The sequence below is a fragment of the Actinokineospora terrae genome (assembly GCF_900111175.1).
GTDB classification, from domain to species: Bacteria; Actinomycetota; Actinomycetes; order Mycobacteriales; family Pseudonocardiaceae; genus Actinokineospora; species Actinokineospora terrae.
Genome location: NZ_FOGI01000011.1, coordinates 136,891 through 159,480 on the forward strand (window position 1 = coordinate 136,891; position 22,590 = coordinate 159,480).

Annotated in this window: 16 protein-coding genes; 13 read left to right on the forward strand and 3 right to left on the reverse strand. The window is 69.5% G+C overall.

What is annotated here, in order from left to right; translation table 11 throughout:
* The 3 genes from BMY07_RS35010 to BMY07_RS24735 form a co-directional block, all read left to right on the forward strand.
* Positions 1-221: hypothetical protein (locus BMY07_RS35010; protein ID WP_218150754.1), on the forward strand; the 221-nt coding region annotated here is incomplete at its 5' end.
* A 656-nt stretch (positions 222-877) separates the two neighbouring features.
* On the forward strand, positions 878-1,687 hold the full coding sequence (locus tag BMY07_RS24730) for a S66 peptidase family protein (protein WP_092783337.1): 810 nt from the start codon (positions 878-880) through the stop codon (positions 1,685-1,687).
* A gap of 390 nt (positions 1,688-2,077) precedes the next feature.
* Entirely contained in the window at positions 2,078-5,584 is a 3,507-nt protein-coding gene (locus tag BMY07_RS24735) for a M28 family peptidase (RefSeq protein WP_245782637.1), read from the forward strand.
* A gap of 590 nt (positions 5,585-6,174) precedes the next feature.
* On the opposite strand, the gene BMY07_RS24740 is transcribed toward BMY07_RS24735, so the two are convergent.
* Positions 6,175-7,698 (reverse strand): alpha/beta hydrolase, encoded by a 1,524-nt coding sequence (locus tag BMY07_RS24740; protein WP_092783339.1) that lies wholly within the window; start codon positions 7,696-7,698, stop codon positions 6,175-6,177.
* Positions 7,699-7,945: 247 nt separating this feature from the next.
* On the opposite strand from BMY07_RS24740, the gene BMY07_RS24745 reads away from it, so the two are divergent.
* Both BMY07_RS24745 and BMY07_RS35950 read left to right on the forward strand, forming a co-directional pair.
* Positions 7,946-11,365, forward strand: coding sequence for an aminoglycoside phosphotransferase family protein (locus BMY07_RS24745; protein WP_092783341.1), 3,420 nt, complete (start codon positions 7,946-7,948; stop codon positions 11,363-11,365).
* Between the two features lie 70 nt (positions 11,366-11,435).
* On the forward strand, positions 11,436-11,879 hold the full coding sequence (locus BMY07_RS35950; RefSeq protein ID WP_092783343.1) for a hypothetical protein: 444 nt from the start codon (positions 11,436-11,438) through the stop codon (positions 11,877-11,879).
* Here BMY07_RS35950 and BMY07_RS24755 read toward each other — a convergent pair.
* A complete protein-coding gene (locus tag BMY07_RS24755) occupies positions 11,868-12,860 on the reverse strand; it encodes a DNA cytosine methyltransferase (RefSeq protein WP_218150755.1) in 993 nt (330 codons plus the stop codon). The genes BMY07_RS35950 and BMY07_RS24755 overlap by 12 nt on opposite strands.
* A gap of 454 nt (positions 12,861-13,314) precedes the next feature.
* On the opposite strand from BMY07_RS24755, the gene BMY07_RS24760 reads away from it, so the two are divergent.
* Positions 13,315-15,453 (forward strand): M4 family metallopeptidase, encoded by a 2,139-nt coding sequence (locus tag BMY07_RS24760; RefSeq protein WP_092783346.1) that lies wholly within the window; start codon positions 13,315-13,317, stop codon positions 15,451-15,453.
* 89 nt (positions 15,454-15,542) lie between these two features.
* On the opposite strand, the gene BMY07_RS24765 is transcribed toward BMY07_RS24760, so the two are convergent.
* On the reverse strand, positions 15,543-17,063 hold the full coding sequence (locus tag BMY07_RS24765; protein WP_092783349.1) for a M1 family metallopeptidase: 1,521 nt from the start codon (positions 17,061-17,063) through the stop codon (positions 15,543-15,545).
* Positions 17,064-17,275: 212 nt separating this feature from the next.
* On the opposite strand from BMY07_RS24765, the gene BMY07_RS24770 reads away from it, so the two are divergent.
* From BMY07_RS24770 to BMY07_RS24800, 7 genes are all read left to right on the forward strand, one after another.
* Positions 17,276-17,662 (forward strand): helix-turn-helix transcriptional regulator, encoded by a 387-nt coding sequence (locus BMY07_RS24770; protein WP_218150765.1) that lies wholly within the window; start codon positions 17,276-17,278, stop codon positions 17,660-17,662.
* Positions 17,663-17,672: 10 nt separating this feature from the next.
* Positions 17,673-18,089 carry a VOC family protein gene (locus BMY07_RS24775; RefSeq protein WP_092783355.1) on the forward strand — a complete coding sequence of 139 codons (417 nt, stop codon included), beginning with the start codon at positions 17,673-17,675 and terminating at the stop codon, positions 18,087-18,089.
* 76 nt (positions 18,090-18,165) lie between these two features.
* Positions 18,166-19,437, forward strand: a complete 1,272-nt coding sequence (locus tag BMY07_RS24780; protein ID WP_092783358.1) for a caspase family protein — start codon at positions 18,166-18,168, stop codon at positions 19,435-19,437.
* Positions 19,430-20,569 (forward strand): Clp protease N-terminal domain-containing protein, encoded by a 1,140-nt coding sequence (locus tag BMY07_RS24785; protein ID WP_092783361.1) that lies wholly within the window; start codon positions 19,430-19,432, stop codon positions 20,567-20,569. Before BMY07_RS24780 ends, BMY07_RS24785 begins: the two co-directional genes overlap by 8 nt.
* A complete protein-coding gene (locus BMY07_RS24790; protein ID WP_143073626.1) occupies positions 20,569-21,117 on the forward strand; it encodes a hypothetical protein in 549 nt (182 codons plus the stop codon). Before BMY07_RS24785 ends, BMY07_RS24790 begins: the two co-directional genes overlap by 1 nt.
* A 113-nt stretch (positions 21,118-21,230) precedes the next feature.
* Positions 21,231-21,647 carry a glyoxalase superfamily protein gene (locus BMY07_RS24795; RefSeq protein ID WP_092783367.1) on the forward strand — a complete coding sequence of 139 codons (417 nt, stop codon included), beginning with the start codon at positions 21,231-21,233 and terminating at the stop codon, positions 21,645-21,647.
* 3 nt (positions 21,648-21,650) lie between these two features.
* Positions 21,651-22,550, forward strand: a complete 900-nt coding sequence (locus BMY07_RS24800; RefSeq protein WP_245782638.1) for an RNA polymerase subunit sigma-70 — start codon at positions 21,651-21,653, stop codon at positions 22,548-22,550.
* The last annotated feature ends 40 nt before the right edge of the window (positions 22,551-22,590 follow it).

Consider the following 22,590-nt stretch of genomic DNA (forward strand, 5'->3'; position numbering starts at 1 on the left):
AGCAGCGCCGACCCTCGCGGGTTGGCGAGGATCGCAACGAGTGGCAGACCTACGACCTGCGCGACCCCGCGCAGCAGCGCCGACCCTCGCAGGTTGGCGAGGATCGCAACTCCTACGACGACCTGGTCGTCCGCTCCCCGCGCTACGGCAGCGCCGACCCTCGCGGGTCGGCGAGGATCGCAACCATGCCCTCGTGCAGCAGGCGCGCGCGGTGGGGATGAGGCACTGATCCTCACGGGTCGGCGAGCAACGTAACTCGTGGCAGGCATGCAACTGGTCGGTGGTTGCTTTCAGCTTGTCTGCACACTGGTTCTGGTGGAGCAGATCTGGAGCATGGCTCGGAGTTGAACGTCACCGAACGGGACTCTATGGCAGGAAACAGTACGCATCTGTGTCGGCTGATCAGGGGATACGCGATTCGCGCTGGTGAGAGCATTAGGTGAACCGGACTGGCAGTGTGAGGGTCAGGGGTTCGAATCCCCTCAGCTCCACCCAACTCAGGCGGCCTATGTCCATCGATTGCATGGACATAGGTCGTCTTTGTTTGTTGTGGGGGCCGAGCCCCCACACCCCCACGGTGCGGCGGTCGCCGGACCCAGCGGGGGCTCGCTCGGGCCTTCGGCCCTCACATCGAGTTTGTAACCAGTTGAGCTGTCGCCCACGGTGCGGTTGGTGGCGGAACCAGCGGGGGTCGCTTGACCTTCGGTCATCGCAACTGCGATCAGCTTCGTTGAGCTGTCTCTGTTCCCTGCAAGGTGGACTGTGCTTTGAAGTCCAGTGGCTTGGCGGTGTCCTGCACGAGGGCGGTATCGGGAACCGCGCGGGAAGTGGGTCCACTATGGACTGGTATGTCGGTTGACGGGGCGGTGGGGAGCGGGTGGCGGATTTGCATGCCGCGTTCGCGGATCCGGCCGTTGATGCCGTGATATACGCGATCGGGGGGCGGCACTCCGCCCAGTTGCTCTCGGCGCTCGACTTCGGCCTGATCGCCGATAATCCGAAGGTGTTGTGCGGGTACTCGGATGCGACGACGCTGCTTTCCGCGGTGCACCAGCAGACCGGGTTGGTCACGTTCTACGGGCCCGCGTTGATCCCGCAATTCGGTGAACTCCCCGAGCCGTACCCCGAGACCGTCGAGCACTTCACCCGCGTCGTGAGCACGGCGGCCCCAGCGGGAGTCCTGCCCCGGTTCGACTACGAGGTCGTGGACCTGGATTTCGACCGCAGGGAGCGCGAGCAGCGGCCCCGCGACCGTCGTCGGCCGTTGCCGCGGAAGGTGTTGCGGGGTGGGTGGGCGAGAGGGCCTGCGTTCGCGGCGTGCCTGCCGTCGTTGTGCACGCTGATCGGAACGCCCTGGATGCCCGATTTGGCAGGACATGTACTATTTCTCGAAACCCCCGAGCCGCCCTACGGTGCGCCCACCGCTGACTCCCACCTCTGGCACTTGCGCAACGCCGGGGTGCTCGACGACGTCGCGGCTGTGGTCTTCGGCAGGCCGCTCGGGTGGTCGGCCGAGGAGGACGTCGCCTTCGAGGTGGCCGCGCTCGAATGCTTTGGCGGTGGGGCGTTCCCAGTTATGGCCGAGGTGGAGTTCGGGCACACCAACCCCATCGCGACCATCCCGCTCGGGGTGGACGTCAGCGTCGACGGCGACGAGATCGCCATCCTGGGCCTCGCCGTCGCCTGACGCGGTGGTGCTTTTGGAGCAGTGGCGGACGGAGTAACGGGAGGCCCGGCGTCAAGATCTGGCGGCATCCTGGCCAACCTGGTGAGAACTTGTCCGGAAAGTCCGAAAAGTGCCGGGACTATTCGGCGAAAACGGTCTGAGCGGACACAACCCGTGGTCACGGCGGGTATGGATGATCTTGACGGTCCGAGTGGGCCGGTGCTGCGCCAGCCGAAGGACTTGCCAGATGTTGACAGTTGCGACCCTGGGCTTTTGTTTTCCTTGACTCGCATTTGAGCAAGACCAATGCTTCAGCGCGCTCGGTGCTGTCCTATTCCTCCCCTGCGGTGTTCTGCCCACGAGGCGGGAGCCGGTCGTGCCGTGCGCAACCCTGCACAAAGGAGCATTCGGATGAAGCGCAGAACGATGGCGGCTGGTGTCGCCTTCGCCGTGCTGGCCGGGGGGACGGTCGCGTTGACCGTCAGCCCGGTGTTCGCCAGCCAAGGGCAGCAGGCCCAGGTCCAGGACCGCCAGGCACTGGCGATCTCGGCCGCCGACCGCGCCGCGAACAGCGGCCTGGACGCGCTGGCCAAGGGCCCGGACGAGGCCTACTCCCGCGACCTGGTCAACCCGTTCTTCAACGACCTGTACTCGGTCTCCTACCAGCGCAGCTACCGCGGCCTCCCGGTCGTCGGCGGCGACGCGACCGTCCTGGCCGACGGCCAGGGCCGCGTCCAGGCCGTGATGGCCGCGACCAAGGCGAAGGTGGCTGTCCCCTCCACCTCCGCCAGGGTCACCAAGGCCGCCGCCGAGCAGACCTCGCGCGGCCTGCAGGGCAAGACCACCAAGGTCGAGTCCTCGCGGCTGGTCGTCAAGGTCACCAACGACGCCCCCTCGCTCGCGTGGGAGCACCTGGTGGTCGGCTCCACCAAGGAGGGTGGCCCGAGCCACCTGACCGTCTGGGTCGACGCCAACTCCGGCGCCGTGCTGGACAAGGTCGAGGACGCCGCCCACGGCACGTTGAACAGCGAGTGGAACGGCAACGTCAACATCGACACCACCAACTCCGGTGGCACCTACCGCATGGTTGACCCGAACCGCCCGGGCCTGCAGTGCGCGGACTACTCGAACAACACCGTCTTCTCGAAGTCGTCGGACTCCTGGGGCACCGGCAACGCCACCTCCAAGGAGACCGGCTGCGGCGACCTGCTCTACGGCGCCCAGCAGGAGTGGAACATGCTCCGCGACTGGCTGGGTCGCAACGGCCACAACGGCTCCGGCCGCAGCTGGCCCGCGAAGGTCGGCCTGAACGAGCAGAACGCCTACTGGGACGGCTCGACCGTCACCATCGGCCGCAACGGGTCCAACAAGTGGATCGCGGGCATGGACGTCGTCGGCCACGAGTACGGCCACGGCCTGGACCAGAACACCCCCGGCGGCACCTCCTCCGAGGCGGGCCTGGGTGAGGCGACCGGTGACATCTTCGGTGCGCTGACCGAGGCGTACGCCAACAACCCGAAGGACCCCGCGGACTACCTCGTCGGCGAGACGATCAACCTCGTCGGCAACGGCCCGATCCGCAACATGTACCAGCCGTCGCTGGTCAACAACGACCCGAACTGCTACAGCTCCTCGATCCCCAACACCGAGGTGCACAAGGCAGCGGGCCCGCTCAACCACTGGTTCTACCTGCTGGCTGAGGGCACCAACCCGGGCAACGGCAAGCCGAACAGCCCGACCTGCAACAACACCACGCTGACCGGCGTGGGCATCCAGACCGCGGGCAAGATCTTCTACGGCGGCATGCTCCTCAAGACCTCGGGCATGACCCACCGCAAGTACCGCATCGCCACCCTGACCTCGGCGAAGAACCTGGACGCGACCTGCGGTCTCTACAACAAGACCAAGGCCGCGTGGGACGCCATCACCCTGCCCGCGCAGACCGGTGAGCCGACCTGCACCCCGTCCGGCGGCAACGAGTTCTCCCTGTCGCTGAACCCGTCCTCGGGCTCCATCGCCAAGGGCAACTCGGGCACCTTCTCCGTCGCCACCCAGACCACCTCGGGCTCGGCGCAGAACGTGAACCTGTCCGCCTCGGGTCAGCCCTCCGGCGTGACCGTGTCGTTCTCGCCGACCTCGGTGCAGACCGGCGCGTCCTCGACCGCGACCGTGGCCGTCGCCTCGTCGGCCACCAACGGCACCTACACGATCACCGTGACCGCGGCGGGCGCTACCAGCCACACCGCGACCTACTCGCTGACCGTGACCGGTGGCACCGACCCGAACCCGAACCCGACCGCGCCGGACATCGACGTGGCCGCTGTTCAGGCGCACATCTCGCAGTTCGGCACGATCGCGTCGCAGAACGGTGGCAACCGCCGCGCCGGTAGCGCGGGTCACACCGCCTCCGTCGCGTACATCAAGGGCAAGCTGCAGGCCGCGGGCTACACCGTGGTCGAGCAGGTCTGCTCCTCCGGCTGCACCTACCGCTCGAACAACCTGATCGCGGACTGGCCCGGTGGCGACACCGCCCAGACCTACATGTTCGGTGCCCACCTCGACGGTGTCGCGGCCGGCCCCGGCATCAACGACAATGCCTCCGGCTCCGCGACGCTGCTCGAGGTCGCGCTCCAGCTCGCCGCCAAGAACCCGACCATGGTCAAGCACGTGCGCTTCGGTTGGTGGACCGACGAGGAGCAGGGCCTCAACGGCTCGAAGTTCTACGTCAACCAGCTGACCTCCGCGCAGCGGTCGCAGATCAAGGGTTACTACAACTTCGACATGGTTGCCTCGGTCAACGGCGGCTACTTCATCAACAACATCAACACCGCCGTCGCGACCCCGCTCAAGGAGTACTGGACCTCGCTGAACCTGGCTCCCGAGGAGAACACCGAGGGCGCTGGCCGCTCGGACGACTACTCGTTCCAGAACGCGGGCATCCCGTCCTCGGGCTACGCCTCGGGTGCCTCGGCCCGCAAGACCTCGGCCCAGGCGCAGAAGTGGGGCGGCACGGCGAACTCCGCCTACGACCCCTGCTACCACAGCTCGTGCGACACGGTGAACAACATCAGCGCGACGCACCTGAACCGGTCCGCTGACGGTGTCGCCTACGCGATCTGGAAGCAGGCCGTTGGCACCACGCCGAACCCGACCAACGACTTCTCCGTGTCGTTGAGCCCGACGTCCGCGTCGGTCCAGCCGGGCGGCTCCACCACCACGACGGTGTCGACCCAGACCACCTCTGGTTCGGCGCAGAACGTCACCCTGTCGGCCACCGGCGCCCCCACCGGCGTCACCGTGTCCTTCAACCCGAGCTCGGTGCAGACCGGCGCCTCTTCCACCGCGACGATCAACGTCGGTTCCTCGGTGGCGGCGGGCAACTACCCGATCACCATCTCCGGTGTCGGCTCCGCCACCCGCTCGGCGACGTTCACCCTGACCGTCGGCAGCACCAACCCGGGTAACTGCACCGGATCGAACGTCATCGTCAACGGTGGCTTCGAGTCCGGCACCACGCCGTGGACCCTCACCTCGGGTGTCCGCGACAGCAGCGCCCAGGAAGCGGCCCGCACCGGTAGCTGGAAGGCCTGGCTCAACGGCTGGGGCTCCACCCGCACCGACAGCGCCGCGCAGACCGTCACCATCCCGGCGGGCTGCTCCAACTCGACGCTGACCTACTGGCTGAAGATCACCACCAACGAGACCGAGAACGTGGTCTACGACCGCCTCACCGTCACGGTGAACGGCGCGTCGGTCGCCTCGTACTCGAACGTCAACGCCGGTGGCGGCTACATCCAGCGCACCGTCAACGTCGGCTCGTACGCGGGCCAGTCGGTCACCATCAAGTTCAACGGAGTCGAGGACGCCAGTCTCCAGACCAGCTTCCTCATCGACGACGTGGCACTGCAGACCAGCTGACCGGGCAGGACAACTGAATAGGTAGTGCCGCTGGAGCGGGGTGGGACCCTTGGGTCCCACCCCGCTTCGCTGTTCGGGGGGTTCGACCGGATCGCTCGTCAGCAGTGGAGTCACCGCGGGGAACTCGGCCCTGCGCCTGCCTGCTTCAGCCCGCCGAGCGCGGTCCGGTCGGATCGGACCGCCGCCCTGTCGTCCGCCACTCCCCGATGCACGGGCTGGGTTTCCGCCTCGACGTCCACGACCCCGATGTGTGGGCCGGGCCTCCGCCGTGAGCGCCCACGACCCTCGACGTGTGGACGATCACACACCCCGAACGCCCGCCCACCCCGCCCCGGCGCCCGCCCGACCAAGATCAACTCCCCGACCCGGGGCCCGCCCTCCCGGGGTACGGGGTCCCACGTTCGAGACTATCGAACTCGGCCGCTTGTCAAGAGGGGGTGGCGGTGGGCTGTGGATGGTTGGCGGGGTTGTGGACAAGTCGTCCTGGGATCGCCTGGGGCCACGAGAAACGGTGTGGGACTGGCGGGTGTTGCCCTGAACGCACCGGGGGCCGCCTCTTCGCGCAGAGGCGGCCCCCGGCGGTCAAGCGGCTACCTCACCCAGCCGGGCAGGCCGGGGAACGGGCCTGCGGGCAGGGGGCGTGCGGTCGCCGCGATGGACGGCCCCGTGGTCGGCTCGACGGCGGCGCAGCGGGTGCCGTCGCGGGGGGTGCGCAGGGTGGTCAGGTAGGTGTCGGCGATGCCGATCGTGCAGTCGGAGCGGGGGTAGACGCCGTGGCCCCAGCCCTCGTAGGTGACGAGGACGGTGGTGTCGCGGGTCTGCCGGTGCGTGGAGACGGCCCAGTCGTGGCCGGTGGCCGGGTCGTGCACGGCGTTGAGCATCAGGATCTTCGGGGCGGTGGTGATGTTCAGCCGGTGTTGCGGGTTGGTGGCCTTGGGCAGTCCGATGCAGCCGACGGTCGCCACGTGCCCGAGCACCGAGCCGCGCATGTGCGGCGCGAGCCGGTTCGCGGTGGACACCAGGGTGGCGAGTTCGCGGTGGTTGCGCACCCGGAAGTCCCAGTCCTGGCAGAACACCGAGGTGAACGGGTTCTCCACCGGCTCGGTGCTCGCCGCCGCCCTGGTCGCCGCCGGGGTGTCGAGCGAGGCGAGCGCCGAGGCCAGCGTGGCCCACTCGGGACCGTAGAACGCCCCGAACGAGGCGTTGATGATCTGCGCGGACGTGACGGGCGTGGTCTGGTCTGAGGGATCCACGATCTCGCCCCGGTCGGCGCGGGCCAGCAATTCGTCCCACCACTTCGCGACGTCCTTGCCGTGCAGCGCGCACGACGTGGTCCGCTCGCACCAGCGCACGAACTCGGTGAACGAGTCTTCCGCGGTGGCCGCGCTCTCCGCGCCGAACCGGGTGATCCCGGCGCTGCGGTCCATGTTCGAGTCGATGACCATGGCGCGCAGGTTCTGCCCGAACTCCTCGGCGTACTGCTGCCCGATCAGCGTGCCGTAGGAGACGCCGAAGTAGTTGATCTTCCGCTCGCCCAGTGCGACCCGAAGCGCATCGATGTCGCGCACCACCGACTTGGTGTCGACGTGGTCGAAGATCGGCCCGCTCTGCGCGCGGCAATCGGCGGCCAGTTCCCGGTTGTAGGCGGCCAGCGCCTCGAACTCCCGCTGGTTGGCCGGGTACAACGACGGCTGCCGCGCCACCACGTCCGCCGAGCACTTCACCGGCTGGCTGCGCGCCACCCCGCGCGGGTCGAACCCGATGATGTCGAAGCGCGCCAACACCTCTGGGCTGAAGAACCGCTCCGCCCCCAGCGCGAAGTTGACCCCGGACCCACCCGGCCCACCCGGGTTGATCACCAACACCCCGATCCGCCTACTCGGCTCGGTCGCCTTGCGCCGAGCCACCGCCAGGTCGAACTTCTCCCCCCGCGGCGCCCGCCAGTCCACCGGCAACCGCACCGTCCCGCAGTCCGCATCCCCCCGCTCCGCACAGGGTTTCCAGTCGATCCGCCCCCCGCGCTCCTGCACCTGCGCCCCGGCTAAGGACACACTCCCCACCACCAGCGCGATGGCCGAGGCCACCACACCCACTACCCGCGTCGTCGCTCGCACAGCTCCCACCCCTTGTCCGTCCACAGTGTCCATTCCCCCGCGTTCGGGTCCCGCGAACACTCCCAGCAGCCGATCACCGGTCACAACATGCTGGGGGAGGACCCGGTGATCACACCCGGGAATGACATGACTCGACTCGCCCCCTAGGGCTGACACCGAAGCCATCCGGCCCACCGGGCAGATCCGGACCGCGGTCCCCGGAGGCCGTTCGCCGTACAGCAAACGCGCGCTACGGCATGATGGCCCCATGGCACTGAGCGCGCGCTTCCAACCAGGGGCGACCCGCAGGCTGTTCGTGAACCGCGAGTCCGCGATCGCGAAGTTCGACGCCATGCTGGCTGCCGCGGGCACCCGACCGCAGGTGCTGCAGCTCAGCGGGGTCGGCGGGATCGGGAAGTCGCGGCTGCTCACCGAACTGCGCGCGCGCCTGGCCAAGGACCAGCCCGTCGCCCTGCTCGACCTGCAGGTCCCCTCCCAGCGGCAGCCGGAGAACGCCCTTGCCGTGCTGCGCCACCAGTTCGGCGCTCGGAAGATCAAGTTCCACCGCTTCGACATCGCCTACACCGTGCTGTGGCAACGGCTGCACCCGCACCTGCGCGTCAGCGCGGACCTGGCGCTCGCCGAGCGCAGCGAGGTGATCGGCGAGATCCTCAACGACGCGACCGGCATCCCGGTCTTCGGCACCGCGGCGCGCCTGCTGCAGACCGGCGCGGGCAAGATCCGGCGCAGCAGGCTCATCCAGTCCGACCAGACGTTGCAGGAGCTCGATCACTTGACGTTGCCCGCGTTGGAGGAAGCCGTCTCCTACCTCTTCGCGGGCGACCTCAAGGCGGGCGCGGACCAGCCGTACGTGCTGTTCGTTGATGCCTACGAAGCGCTGACGGGGGAGGGGCAGGCCGATGTCTGGCTGCGCGACGTGGTGGCGCAGTTGGACACCGGCCTCGTCGTCATCGCCAGCAGGGAACTGCTCGGCTGGGAGCGGCACGACCCCGAGTGGTCCACTCGCACCACCACCATTCGCGTTGACGACCTCCCCGTCGACGCCCGCCACCGGTTGTTGGCCGCGGAGGGCGTCGACGACGAGGGCGAACGTGACGCGATAGCCCGGTCCAGCGCGGGCGTGCCCTTCTACCTGCACCTCGCGATCGACGCGCGCAAGCGGTCCGGGGTCGCGACCGTGCACGAGCCGGTGTCGCACCAGGTGGTCCTCGAACGGTTCCTGCACCACGTGCGGCCCGATGAGGTCCGCACGCTCGAACTGCTGAGCCTGCCGCGCACCTTCGACTTCGAGATCTTCCAGGCGCTCACCGAGGGGTACGGCCTCCCGAGCCACCGGGACGCGTGGATCTCGCTGATCGGCTACTCGTTCGTCTACCCGACCGACGAGTCCGACCGCACGACCCGGTTCCAGTTCCACCAGCTCATGGTCGAGGCGCTGCGCGGCCGCATCGACGCCGAGGTGACCGCGGACCTGCACGGCGCGTTGCAGGACCTGTGGCTCGCCAGGGCGGAGGTGCCGATGGACCGGGTCACCGCGTTGCGGGAGGCCGCCTACCACGGCATCCGGGCAGGCAGGCTCGACGCCGTCGACCTCCTCCAGTACGCCGACCGGATCGCCGCGGCGGGTGGGAAGCAGGGCATCGACGGGGTGCTGGCGGACCTGGAGGCGTACCTGCGGCGTGCCCGCGACCGCGGCGAGGACGTGCGGCAGTTCGCCGACCTCACCCGGTGCCTGCTGGCCGAGGGCGCGCTGCTGATCGGTGACGCCAAACTGGCCGACGGTTACACGGCGGGCGCCCCACCCGCGGCCGGACCTGTGGCGGAGCGGTTGGCGCTGGCGGCGGCGAACGCGCGGCGGATCCTCGGCAAGACGGACGAGGCGCTCGCGGCGTACACGGCCCTGTGGACCACCGGGACGAGTCGGGTCCGGCTCGGTGCCGGGTTGTGGGCCGCGGACCTGCACATGGCCCAGGCCCGGTTCGCGCGCGCCATCGAGCTGTGCGCCGAGCTGACCACGCTCGCCGATCCCGACGACCACGAGTTCCTGGGGGACGTCGCGCGGCTGCGTCATCTCGCCTACCGGTTCGCGTTCGAACCGGACCGGGCAGCGCACTACCTCGCCGAGGCCGATGCGCACTACCGGGCAGCGGGAACCGTCATCGGACAGGCCAATCTGGCCACGAACACCGCCGAACTGCTGGCCATCACCGATCCCGCGCGGGCGGTCGCGGCCGCGGGCAGGGCGATCGAGGTGCAGCGCGAACTCGGGGCCTTGCACGAACTGGGCAAGGCGTACACCGCGCTCGGCCTGGCCCAGCTGTCCACCGGCGACCTCGACGCCGCCGAGCGGACCTTCGCCGACGCCTGCGACACGCTCGACCGCGCCGGGTACCGCTCCGGACGGGCCAGGGCCGAGCTCTTCAGGTCGGCGCTGCACGCCCGGCGCGGCGACCGGGCCTCGGCGGTCGCCGGGGTCCGCTGGACCGTCGCCGAACTCGAGGCGGCCAACGTCTACCCGACGCTCGTCCTGGTCGCGCGGGCCGCGCTGGCCCTGTACGGGTGGACCGATCCCGAGGTGTCCGCCGCCGCCGTCCGGGCCCGCGGCAAGATCGAGCCGCCCGACCCGACCCGGGACCTCGACCACGACGCCCAGCGGCTGATCGCCCGGGTGCTCGGTGTCGACCCGGATGCCTGCTACCGCGAGGCGCTCACCCGGACCGACGCAGCGGCGGGCTTCTACAACCACAACATCCGCGTGGACGGTTCGACCGGCGCGGTGAACGTCCGCATCGCGATCGCGGACGCGGACGTCATGGACCTGCGACTCTGGCCGGAACCCGAGGTGCTGCGCGCGATCGAGCCGCATGTCACCGCGGCGCCGCGGCTGCGCTGGGCCTCGGAACAGCCCAGCTACCAGGTCCACGACTTCATCCACGGCCAACTCCTCGACGACGTCGCGCCCCGTGGGCACGCGGTCCCCGCAGGCGTCATCGGCGATGTGGTCCACCTGTTCAGTGAGCTGGACCGCGTTCCGCCAGACGCCCTACCTCGGCCGACGGGGTGGCCTGAGGATGACCCGGCGGCGTTCGCACGCAGGCTGTCGGACGTGACCCAGGGGGTCTACGAGACCAACGCGGAGTCGTTCGCGCAGGTCTACCGGGACCTCGGAGTTCCGCGAGACCCGCTGGAGTCCGTCCTCGACGGCTGGCGGACGGTGCGCCACCGCCCGTTCCGCCTGGTACACGCCGACGTGCACCGCAAGAACATGATCATTCAGGCGGACGGCACGATCGCGTTCATCGACTGGGAGCTCGCGCTGTGGGGCGATCCGGTCTACGACGTCGCTGGCCACCTGCACAAGATGGGGTACCTGCCCGACGAACTCGACGCCTTCCACACGGCCCTGGCCGCCGCCGACCCACGGGCCGCTTCCGCTTCGTGGCAGGAGGACCTGGCCACCTACCTCGGTCATGAGCGGATCAAGTCCGTGATCGTGGACGGGGTCCGCTACGCGAAACTGCTCGCCGAAGGCAGTCGGAGTCCGCGGCAGGAACAGGAACTGGTCGCGAGCCTGGTCGGGAAACTGCGTGCCGCGCGCGCTACCTGGGGACAACAGGTCGACGTCGACTCGGCGGCTGTCGAGGCCGCACTGCGTTCCTGGCAGTGATTTCTCGGATGTGTCCCCTGTTCACCGCCAAGCCATTCTTGATCACCATGGGTGAGGTAGACCCGGACGCGTGACAGAGCACAAGGACTGGCGTTGGACCGAGGTGGCCATCGCGGTGGTGTTTCCTGGGGCGGTTTTGGGGCCGGTGTCGCGGTGGCTGGAGTTCGGCTTGCCGGGGTGGGTGCGGGGCACGGCGGATGTGGTGACTGTGGTGTTCGGGGTGTTGGTGGCGGCGTACCTGTTCTCGGACCGGGGTTATCGGGCCGTGATCAGGCGTGGGCGCGGGGTCGCGGGGGTGGTCGCGCCGGTGGTCGGGGTGGGGGCGGTGGCGGCGTTCTTGGTGGTCATGGCTTATGCCAACGTCGAGGAGGACTTCCTGGAGGGGCAGCAGATGCCGCAGGTGTGGGCGCTGGCGCGTGAGGTCGCGATGGTGGGGTTCGTCGCACTGCTGCCGGTTTACGTGGCGTTGCGGGCCATTGGCGGCAGGGGATCGGTGGATGAGTCAGTGGAGTGAGTCGATTGTGGCCGGGTCCAGGTCGATGCCCAGAGCGGCAGCCAGCACGTGGGCGGCGAGGCGAGGCGGGATGGCGTTGCCTATTTGTTGGGGGATGTCGTTGCCGGACCACGGGTAGTCGGGGGGGAATGTTTGCAGTGTGCCCGCTTCGGCGGGGGTGAAGCGGGGGAGTTCCGTTCCGTCTTGTGTGGTCAGGCGGTTGCGGGAGATCTTGCCGGTGACCGTGGCGGCGGGTTCGGCGGAGGTTCGGCGGCCTCGGGCTTTCGGGTCGCCGCCGGTGCCGTAGTTGGAGATGACCACGAAGTCGTCGCGGTCGAGGGCGTCAGCCATGGAGCGCCAGCGGGGCAGTCCGGGGACCGGCGCGGACCCCTTGCGGTAGCGCTGGTGCGTGGGCTGGGGCAAGGACGGTTGGCGGTCGCGGCGGGCGATGAGGATGGCGCGGCGGCGGGTTTGCGGGACCCCGTACTCCTCGGTGTGCAGGATCCCGAGGTCCGAGCGGTACCCGATCCCGGCGAGCGCCTCCGCGACCGCGACCCACACCGGCAGCACCGCCTGCACCTGCTCCAGGACGATCGCCTCGTACGGCCGCCCCAGCCGGTGCGCCTCCAGTGCCCACCGCAGCGGCTCCAGCACCAGTCCGGTCCGCTCGTCGTCCAGCCCGGCCAGGTCGTCGCGCACGTCCTCGCCCGCGGCCATCCGCTTCACGAACCCGAGCACGACCTCGAGCGCCCGTCGACCCGCCCCGGAACCGGCGACGGTGTACGTCTGGCACGGCGGCCCGCCCGCCAGCACCGTGGCGTCGGGGAACTCGGCGGGCCCGTGGTCGCGGACGTCGCCCACGACCGTCGCCAGCCCGGCCGCCGCCCTGGTGGCGCACGCGTTGCGGTCCCACTCGATCCCGGTTGCCACTACCCCGAGCCACCGCGCGGCCACGTCGAGTCCGCCGGGACCGGCGAACAGGTCGACCATCGCCACCGTCATAGCGGCCGAGTCTAGGTAACGGCTGCCCCGCGTCCCTTGATGGCCGCGCGGTCGCCGACTAGCGTCTGCGCACTTCACCCCAGCCGAGGGAGGCGCGAATGGTGTTCGCCAGGGTGGCGACCGTGCTGCTCGCCGTGGTCGCGATGATGATCGGGGACTCCCGCGCCTCGACCCAGTGGATGACCTACCTACCATTCTGAGTCAATTCTATGTATAAGTGGAAAGCGCCATTTGAGTACGGCCCGGTTGCCCATAAAATGCCCGCGATCGCACCGTTTGTCCGCTTTGACCTGCACCTTCACGGTGATGACGTTGTGAAGATTTAGCCGTGTGAAGGACCTGGTTTCACTCGCTTGCGCGGGGATAGCGTTCGGCGCCAATAGTTCATCCCTGCGTTTTCCAGGTTTCCCTGCCGTGGATTTCCCAACCACGTGAGGCCTGGGAAAGGAGCACCATGAAGCCGGCACATCGCCTGCTCGCCGTCGGCGGCGCGGTCGCCGCGGGACTGGTCGTCGTCGGGACCGCCATCGCGGTCCCGAACACCCAGGCCCAGCCCGCGACCGCCACCACTGCCGCCCAGGCACAGGCCAACGCCACCAGCGCTGTCTCGGCGCTGGTCGCCAACCCGCCTGCCGCACTGCACGCCAGTGGCAAGGACAAGTTCGTGCAGAAGGCCGTGCGGTCCGCCGGTGGCCTCAACTACGTCGCCTACGACCGCACCTACAAGGACCTCACCGTCATCGGCGGTGACTTCGTGGTCGCCACCGACGACCAGGGCACCGTCAAGGCGACCTCCGTCGCCCAGGACAACACCCTCGGCGAGGTGGACGTCACCACCGCCAAGCTGACCCAGGCGGGTGCCGACGCCATCGCGCTCAAGCAGGTCACCGGCGGCAAGTCCAACGGCGCGGGCCGCAAGGTCGTCGTCGCCGAGGGCAGTGGGCGCCTCGCCTTCGAGAGCAACGTGATCGGCAAGGACGAGCACGGCCACGCCAGCGCGCTCAGCGTCTACGTCGACGCCCAGGACGGCCGCGTGCTGCGCACCGTCGAGCACCTCGCGGAGGGCACCGGCACCGGGTACTGGAACGGCCCGAACCTGCCGCTCAACACCACCAAGTCCGGCAGCACGTACTCGCTCAAGGACCCCAGCATCACGGGTCTGGACTGCCGCGACTACAGCTCCGGCGCGGTCTTCTCCGGCTCCGACGACTCGTGGGGCAACGGCACCGCGACCAACAAGGAGACCGGCTGCGCCGACGCGCTGTTCGTCGCCCAGACCGAGAACAAGATGCTCTCGCAGTGGGTCGGCCGCAACAGCTTCGACGGCCAGGGCGGCGCCTGGAAGATCAACGTCGGCCTCGACGAGCAGAACGCGTACTACTACTCCTCGCGCCCGGCGTACGTGAACCTCGGCCACAACCCGCAGGGCCAGTGGGTCGGCTCGCTCGACATCCTGGGCCACGAGATGGGCCACGGCATCGACGACCACTCCGGCTCCGGCGGCTTCTCCGGTGGTGGCACCCAGGAGTTCATCGGTGACACCTTCGGCACCGCGACCGAGTGGTTCGCCAACGAGCCCTCGGCCTACGACGAGCCCGACTACATCATGGGCGAGGACACCAACCTCGTCGGCTCCGGCCCGATCCGCTACATGTACAAGCCCTCCCTGCACGGCAGCGACCCCAACTGCTACTCCAGCAGCGTGCCCAACATGGAGGTGCACGCGGCGGCCGGTCCCGGCAACCACTGGTTCTACCTGCTCGCCGAGGGCTCGAACCCGAGCAACGGCCAGCCGGTCAGCCCGACCTGCAACAACACCACGCTGCAGGGCATCGGCATCCAGAAGGCCATCAAGATCATGCACGGCGCCGTGCAGCTGAAGACCTCCAGCAGCTCCTACCTCAAGTACCGCACCTGGACGCTGACCGCGGCCAAGAACCTGTACTCGGGCAGCTGCGCGGAGTTCAACGCGGTCAAGGCCGCCTGGGACGCGGTGAGCGTCCCGGCCCAGTCCGGTGACCCGACCTGCACCGGTGGCACCACGCCGCCGAGCAGCACCACCACGACGCCGCCGACCACCTCGTCGACCCCGCCGACCACGAGCACCCCGCCGACCACCACGACCCAGCCCCCCGGCGGCTGCTCCGGCCAGAAGATCCTGAACCCGGGCTTCGAGTCGGGCAAGACCAGCTGGACCGACCCGAACACCACCATCGGCAACTGGACCAGCTACCGCGAGCCCGCTCGTAGCGGCACCCAGTCGTCCTGGCTCGGTGGCTGGGGCTCGGCGCACACCGACACCGTCTCCCAGTCGGTCACCATCCCGGCCGGGTGCCGGGCGACGCTGAGCTTCTACCTGCACATCGACTCCGCCGAGACCGAGAACCTGGCCTACGACAAGCTCGCGGTCACCCTCGGCTCGACCACGGTCGCCTCGTTCTCGAACACCAACAAGGCGAGCGGCTACGTGCAGAAGACCTACGACGTCTCCGCCCTGGCAGGGCAGACGGTGACGTTGAAGTTCGCGGGCAGCGAGGACAGCAACCTGCAGACCTCGTTCGTCCTCGACGACCTGGCGCTGACCCTGGGCTGAGTCCCCAGAGCAGTCCGGTAGGGATAACAGGGAAACGGGCGGGCACCCGGGGTAACACCCGGGTGCCCGCCCTCTTCCCATTCAGTAGCTCACTCGTGCTCGTGCAGGTGCGTCCTGACGTGGTTGTCCAGCGCGGCCCGGATCGCCTTGTACGACTTGGGCTCCGCGGTGGCGGCCACTCGAGCGGTAGGACCGTTCGGGCCCGCGAACGGCTTGCCCGGGGTGTAGAGCCACACCTTCAGCAGTTGCCGGACAGGCCTACCGGGCGCGATCCGCTCGGCCAGTGCGGTGAAGTCCTCGATCCGGCCGGTGCCGCCCTTCTTGGTGGCCTGCCAGGTCTTGAGGATCTGGAAGAACTTCTCGTCGCCGACCTGCGAGCGCAGCGCGTGCACGGCGGCGGCACCCCGGTCGTAGACCGCGGCGTCGAACTGCCGGTCCGCGCCCGGGTCACCGGGCAGGACCTGCCAGAACGGGTCGTCGGCTGGCTTGGAGTCGTAGACGTACTGCGCCAGCTCCGCCGCCGTGCCCTCGCCGACGTGCTCCGACCACAGGTACTGCGCGTAGGTCGCGAAGCCCTCGTTGAGCCAGATGTCGCTCCAGCGGCCCACCGCGACGCTGTCGCCGAACCACTGGTGGGCGTTCTCGTGCGCGACCAGCGAGGCGTTCGAGCCCGCGATGAACCCGCGCGCCCCGTACACCGGCCTGGTCTGGTTCTCCAGCGCGAACCCGATCGCGGTGGTCACCACGCCGCCCTGCGCCTCGAACGGGTAGGGCCCGAACTGGGTGGCCAGGAACTCGTTGATCTCCGGGGTGCGCTCGACGCTGGCCTTCGCCGCGCCGAGTGAGTCGCCCAGGTCGGCGCCGTAGGCGGTCACGAACGGCTTGCCGTCCGGCGTGGTCTGCCGGTTGACCTCGAACTTGCCGACCTCCAGCGAGGTCAGGTAGGTGGCCTGCGGCTGGGTGCTGCGCCACCACCAGCGGGTCCAGCCGGTGCGGTTCTTGGTGGTGCGCACCAGGGTGCCGTTGGACAGCGCGACGACGCTGTCGGGCACCTCGACCGACACGTCGAAGGTGGCCTTGTCGGTGGGGTGGTCGTTGGACGGGTACCACCAGGACGCGATCTCCGGCTCGTTCACCGCGAGCGCGCCGTCGGCGGTCTTCACCCAGGAGGTGAACCCGTTGATCTTCACGGTGGACGGCCGGTCGTTGTAGGCGACGACCACGGTGACCGGGGCGCCCTTGGCCAGCGGCCGCGCCGGGGTGACCACCAGCTCGCCGTCACCGGCGGCGTTGGCCGAGAAGGTCGCCGCCACGTTGTTCACCAGCACCGACGAGACCCGCAGTCCGAAATCCAGGTTGAATCTGGACAATTCCTGCGTGGTGGTCGCGGTGATGGTGGTGGTACCGGACAGGACATCCGTCGTGGGCTGGTAGGTCAGTCGGATGTCGTAGTGCGAAACGTCATATCCGCCGTTTCCGGCATTCGGGTAGTACGGGTCGCCGACGCTCGGCGCACCCGGGCCGGGTGCGGCCGCTGCGACGCTGGTCAGCAGGGTTGCGGCGACGGCAGCGAGCGCTGCGGTGGATGTTCCGCGAACAGTTCTGCGCATGATTCCCTCCCTCGTGGGCGCCGCCGAAGGTAGTGCTTTCCGGGCCGTCGACATACAGCCGAAAGTGGGCTCCTACAAACTGGGAATCATTTATTTCACCACTGCAAGCGATAGCGACGAACGACGTGGGCCATTGCGGCTAACCCGTCGTGTGCCATGCTGGCGGCGTGCTCAGCGACGACCTGGTCCGACTGCGGCAGGCCCGCGACCGGATGGACCGCGACTACGCGCAGCCGCTGGACGTGGCCGCGCTGGCCAAGGGGGCGCTCATGTCCTCCGGCCACTTCTCCCGCAGCTTCCGCGCCGCCTACGGCGAGTCACCGCACAGCTACCTGATGACGCGGCGCGTCGAGCGGGCCAAGGCCCTGCTGCGCCGGGGCGACCTGAGCGTCACCGAGGTGTGCTTCGCGGTCGGCTGCTCGTCGCTGGGCTCGTTCAGCTCCCGGTTCACCGAGCTGGTCGGCGAGACCCCCAGCGCGTACCGGGCGCGCTCGCACGACGACGCGGTGGGCATCCCCGCCTGCTACGCCAAGCGCTTCACCAGGCCGGTCCGCCACCCGGTCACGAATGGAGAAGCGACCGGGCCGGGGCCGAAGTAGCGTCGTCCACATGGCACTGACGATCTCGCACACCTTCATCGCCGTCCACGACCACGACGCGGCGCTGGCCTTCTACCGCGACGCCCTCGGGCTCGAGGTCAGCAAGGACGTCTCCTACGAGGGCATGCGGTGGGTGTCGCTGCGCCCGCAGGCCCAGCCCGAGCTCGAGATCGTGCTCGAGCCGCCCGCCGCGGACCCGAACACCTCCGCCGCCGACCGCGCCGTCCTCACCGACCTGCTCGCCAAGGGCCTGCTGCGCGGGGTCATCTTCGCGACCGACGACTGCGACGCGACCTACGAGCGGGTCGCGGCCAGCGGCGCCGAGGTCGTGCAGGAGCCGATGGACCAGCACTACGGCGTTCGGGACTGCGCGTTCCGGGACCCTTCTGGCAACCTGATCAGGTTCACCCAGGCCAAGCAGGCGTAACACCCGGTAGGCAGGGGCCGACATCCTGTTGGCGCCGCTCGGGACCGGGGCGGCGCGGAGGGGGTTGGTGCGGTCAATGCCGGGCAAGTCCCGCGCCGTGCTCATCGGCACGTCGACCTACAGCGACGCCGACCTGCCCGACATCCCGCAGGTCGGCCCCGGCCTGGCCGAACTGGGCCGGTTGTTCACCGCGCTCGGGCTGGTGCAGGGCTGCGACCTGCTGCTCGACCAGCCCAGCGTGCCCGAGCTCGGCCGCGGCCTGACCGCGGCGATGGACCTGGCCGAGGACCTGCTGCTGGTCTACTACATCGGCCACGGCCTGGTCGGCCGCTCGCACGAGCTGTACCTGGGCATGCGCGACTCGGTGCCCGCGCACCCGGACTTCGGGTCGCTGTCGTACAACTCGCTGCGCGAGCGGGTGCTGGACAGCCCGGCCGCCACGAAGATCGTCATCCTGGACTGCTGCTTCTCCGGCCGCGCGCTCGGCTCGGCGCTGTCCTCCCAGGTCGACGAGCTCATCATCGACGGCACCTACCTGTTGACCTCGTCACCGCGCGACAGGGTGTCTCTTGTGCTGCCTGGTGAGGAGCACACTGCCTTCACCGGCCGCCTCTTGCGCCTGCTCTCCACCGGCATCCCCGGCCGCGGCGACCACGTGACCATTGACGACGTGTACCACGAACTCCTGCGGGTCATGACCGCCAGCGGTCTACCCCGCCCCCAGAAACGCGCCACCCGCGCCGCCGACCAGTTCCGCATCCCCAACCGGGCCGCCGTTGTCTCTCCTGAGGACCTGCGCGCCCAGGTCGAGGCTGTTGTCGACGTGGCCCGCGCCTCCGGCTGGCCTACCGCGGTCGATGACCTCACCGGCCTGCTCAACCGCCAACTCGACTCCCTCCCGACCGACCACCCGGACGTCCTGCGCACCCAGTCCCACGTGCTGTTCGCGCTCGCTGCCGGTGGTGCCGCCGCTGAGTCCGCCGGTCGGTTGGCCGAGGTGCACGCCGCCCAGGTCGGTGTGCACGGACAGGACCACGTCGACCCGCTGCGCACTCAGCACTATCTCGCCATCTGCGTCGGCGAGAGCGAAGGGCCTCTTGCGGCTATCCCGCTGCTGAGACTGCTGACTCCCGCGCAGCGCCGCGTGCTCGGGTACGAACACGAGGACACTCTTCGCGCCCACCACACGTTGGCCAGGTATCTCTACCGGTCAGGAGCGGTGGAAGAGGCACAGGTGCTGCTGGAGGAGGTGCTCGTGATCCGCGAACGAGCCCTGGCGGCCGACGACCCGGTGCTGCTGCGGAGCAGGCGCGACCTGGAGCTGGTGCGGGGGTGGTCCGGTGGTTGAGGGGTTCGAGGGGTTCACCGCGGACGCCCAGCGGGTCATCGCCCTCGCGGAGGCTGAGGCCGGGCGGTCGCACCACGACTACCTCGGGTCCGTCCACCTGCTGCTCGGCCTCGCCCGGGGGCCGGGCCACGCGTCGCGCGTGCTGGTGGGGGAGAAGCTCGGGCCGGACGTGCTGCGCGCGCGGGCCGAGTCCCACGTCCGCCGCGGGGTGTCGACCGGCCGGGCACCGCTGCGGGTGGCGGCCGAGGTGCGCCGGGTGGTGGAACACGCTCGGGAAGAGGCCGCCGAGCTGGGCCGCCCGTTGGTCGACACCGAGCACCTCTTGCTCGGCCTGCTCAGCGAACCCAACTGCGTCGCCGCCCAGATGCTGCACAGCCTGGGCGCGGACCGCTTCGACCTGCGCCAACGGGTCATGGCAGCGCTAACTCCGACCCCCCGCCCTACCGGCAACCGGCCGGTCGACCGCTACACCGAGGCCGTACCTCCCGCGCCGGCTCTTGGCCGTGACGCCGAGATCGACCAGGTCGTGAGGATCCTGGGCCACCGCACCGGCGGCGTCGTCCTCCACGGACCAGCGGGCATCGGCAAGTCCGCGGTCGTGCGCGGGGTCGTCCACCGGATCAGCACCGGCAAGGTGGTCCGCGCCCTCGCCAACCGCCCGGTCCGCGTCCTGCGCGCCTCGCTGGTGACCGATGTCCGTGAACTGGTGGAAGAGCTCCTCCAGCTGCACTGCGTGCTCTGGGTCCCCGTGCCATCCCCGCAGGCTTCGGCGGTCTTGACCCTTGCCAAGCAGCTCGGCGTGAGGGTCATCGTCACTACCGACGACCTGTTGAAGCTCCCCGAGGACAGTCCCCGCGAGACCGTCGAACTCGCGCCCTTGACCGTCGACGCCACCGTCCAGGTCCTCGCCACCCTCCGCCCAGACCTCCAAACCCACTACGCCATCACCATCACCGACGACGCCTTGGTGGCCGCAGCAGAATCCGCCCCCACCCCCCTCCCCGGCGCCGCCATAGATCTCCTGGAGCACCTCTGCTCCCGCGCCACAGACTCGGTCCTTACCGCCGACCACGTCCGCCCCACCCGAACCGCACCCACTGACTTCGACACCGACATGTGGTCCCTCGGGTGATGGTCGACCAACTTCTGTTCGGCTGGCGTCCAGGGCAGGGGTACGACGTCGTCGCGGCCTCGATCAGCGACCCTCAGACCTGGGTTGACAGGTTGCGCCCACACGTCCGCTTATACGGGTTCGAGCACATACCGCCACCGGCTGACGCCCTGTCCTACCTGGTCTTCCCCGACCACACAGCCGCCGTGGTGCGTCGGTTCAACGACGGCCCCACGGTCGGTCTCGGCACTACGCACGCCCTAGTGGGACAGCAGTCCGATCTCACCCCGGAGACCGCGCTCGGCCTGGCCAACTGGGCCGGCTGGCTCCAGGCAGACCCTCTTACCCCAGCAACCCTGCCCGACGGCGTGGTGGCGCCGGCCCAAGAGGCGATCCGCCGAGTCCAACCCAGGTTGGCCGCGCTCACCAGGACAACGCCCATCACCATCGTCGGCTGCCCCGAGGACGACAAGATCCCGCTCCTCTGGTGCCTGCGCCCACGCTCGTTCACGACCCACCACCACACCCCCGAGGCCGGGGTGGACGTCGTCTTCCTCCCCGAAGGCTGACGTTCGCGCTGGTCAGGGCGAATTCATCGCCCGACCGATGAGTTTCTGCGCCCGGTCCCGTTACACGGGTACAAGGATGGCCACCGAGGCCCCCGACCCGAGGAGACACAGCAATGGACTGGCAGCTTCAGGTAGTCGTCGTTCCGGTTTCCGATGTGGACCGCGCGAAGGAGTTCTACGCGGACAAGCTCGGGTTCCGGGTGGACAACGACTTCCGCGCGGGCGAGCACTTCCGGGTGGTCCAGGTGACCCCGCCCGGCAGCGCCTGCTCGATCACCTTCGGCAAGGGCATGGGCGACGGCGAGCCGGGCAGCGTGAAGGGCTGCCACCTGGTCGTCACCGACATCGTGGCCGCCGGGAAGCAGCTCGACGCCGCCGGGGTCGAGCACTCCGGGCCGCAGCACTTCGTGGACGGCGTGATGACCCCCGGCCCCGACCCGGAGAACCGCGACTACGGCTCGTTCATCTTCTTCGCCGACCCGGACGGCAACGCGTGGGCGGTGCAGCAGGTCGTCACCCCGGCCAGGTGAGCGGTGACCGACTTCGAGCAGTACCGGCGTGAGCTGCACGTCCACTGCTACCGCATGCTCGCCTCGTACGAGCAGGCCGAGGACGCCGTGCAGGAGACCTTCCTGAAGGCGTGGCGCGGCCGGGAGGGCTTCGACGGCGGCAACACCAGGGCGTGGCTCTACAAGATCGCGACCAACGTGTGCGTCGACCAGGCCCGCTCGGCCACGGCGCGCACCGAGGTGGCGTGGCTGACCCCGTACCCCGACCGGGAGCTCGACGAGGTCGCGCCGACCGCGCAGGAGCCGCACGTGGTGGCGGTCGCCAGGGAGACCATCGAGTTGGCCTTCCTGGCGGCCCTGCAGGTCCTGCCCGGCCGCCAGCGGGCCGCGCTGCTGGCCAGGGAGGTGCTGGGGATGCCCGCCGCGGAGATCGCCGACTTGCTCGGGGTGAGCGTCGCGGCGGCCAACAGTGCCCTGCAGCGGGCCCGCGCGACCCTGCGCGACCACCTGCCTGCCCGGCGCGACGAGTGGGCGGCGCGGGAGCCGACAGTGGCCGAGCGGGACCTGCTCGCCCGGTTCATCGACGCCCACGAGCGGTGCGACGCCCCCGCGGCGCTGGCCGTGGCCGCCGAGGACATCCGGGTCACCATGCCGCCCAACCCGCTGCGCTTCGACGGCCGCGACGCCATCGCGGGCCTGCTGGAGCGCGCCTTCGGCCCCGACCGCGACGGCGACTGGCGGCTGCTGCCGACCACCGCCAACCGGATGCCCGCCGCCGCGAGCTACCTGCGCAGGCCGGGTGACACCGAGTTCCGGGCGTTCAAGCTCGACGTCCTGCGGGTCGAGGCCGGGCTGATCACCGAGATCACCACCTTCGGGTACGCCCTGTTCGACCACTTCGGACTGCCGATGCGGCTGCCGTGAGGTGCACAGGGTCCACATAGGTCGGCCACAACGGGGGCAA

Excerpts from the sequence above, each read along its gene's own strand:
- BMY07_RS24770 (WP_218150765.1), top strand. The coding sequence starts at position 17,276 with ATGGACCGCGACTACGCGCAGCCGCTGGACGTGGCCGCGCTGGCCAAG.
- BMY07_RS24755 (WP_218150755.1), bottom strand. The coding sequence starts at position 12,860 with ATGACGGTGGCGATGGTCGACCTGTTCGCCGGTCCCGGCGGACTCGAC.
- BMY07_RS24760 (WP_092783346.1), top strand. The coding sequence starts at position 13,315 with ATGAAGCCGGCACATCGCCTGCTCGCCGTCGGCGGCGCGGTCGCCGCG.
- BMY07_RS24790 (WP_143073626.1), top strand. The coding sequence starts at position 20,569 with ATGGTCGACCAACTTCTGTTCGGCTGGCGTCCAGGGCAGGGGTACGAC.
- BMY07_RS24780 (WP_092783358.1), top strand. The coding sequence starts at position 18,166 with ATGCCGGGCAAGTCCCGCGCCGTGCTCATCGGCACGTCGACCTACAGC.
- BMY07_RS24765 (WP_092783349.1), bottom strand. The coding sequence starts at position 17,063 with ATGCGCAGAACTGTTCGCGGAACATCCACCGCAGCGCTCGCTGCCGTC.
- BMY07_RS24795 (WP_092783367.1), top strand. The coding sequence starts at position 21,231 with ATGGACTGGCAGCTTCAGGTAGTCGTCGTTCCGGTTTCCGATGTGGAC.
- BMY07_RS24745 (WP_092783341.1), top strand. The coding sequence starts at position 7,946 with ATGGCACTGAGCGCGCGCTTCCAACCAGGGGCGACCCGCAGGCTGTTC.
- BMY07_RS24775 (WP_092783355.1), top strand. The coding sequence starts at position 17,673 with ATGGCACTGACGATCTCGCACACCTTCATCGCCGTCCACGACCACGAC.
- BMY07_RS24735 (WP_245782637.1), top strand. The coding sequence starts at position 2,078 with ATGAAGCGCAGAACGATGGCGGCTGGTGTCGCCTTCGCCGTGCTGGCC.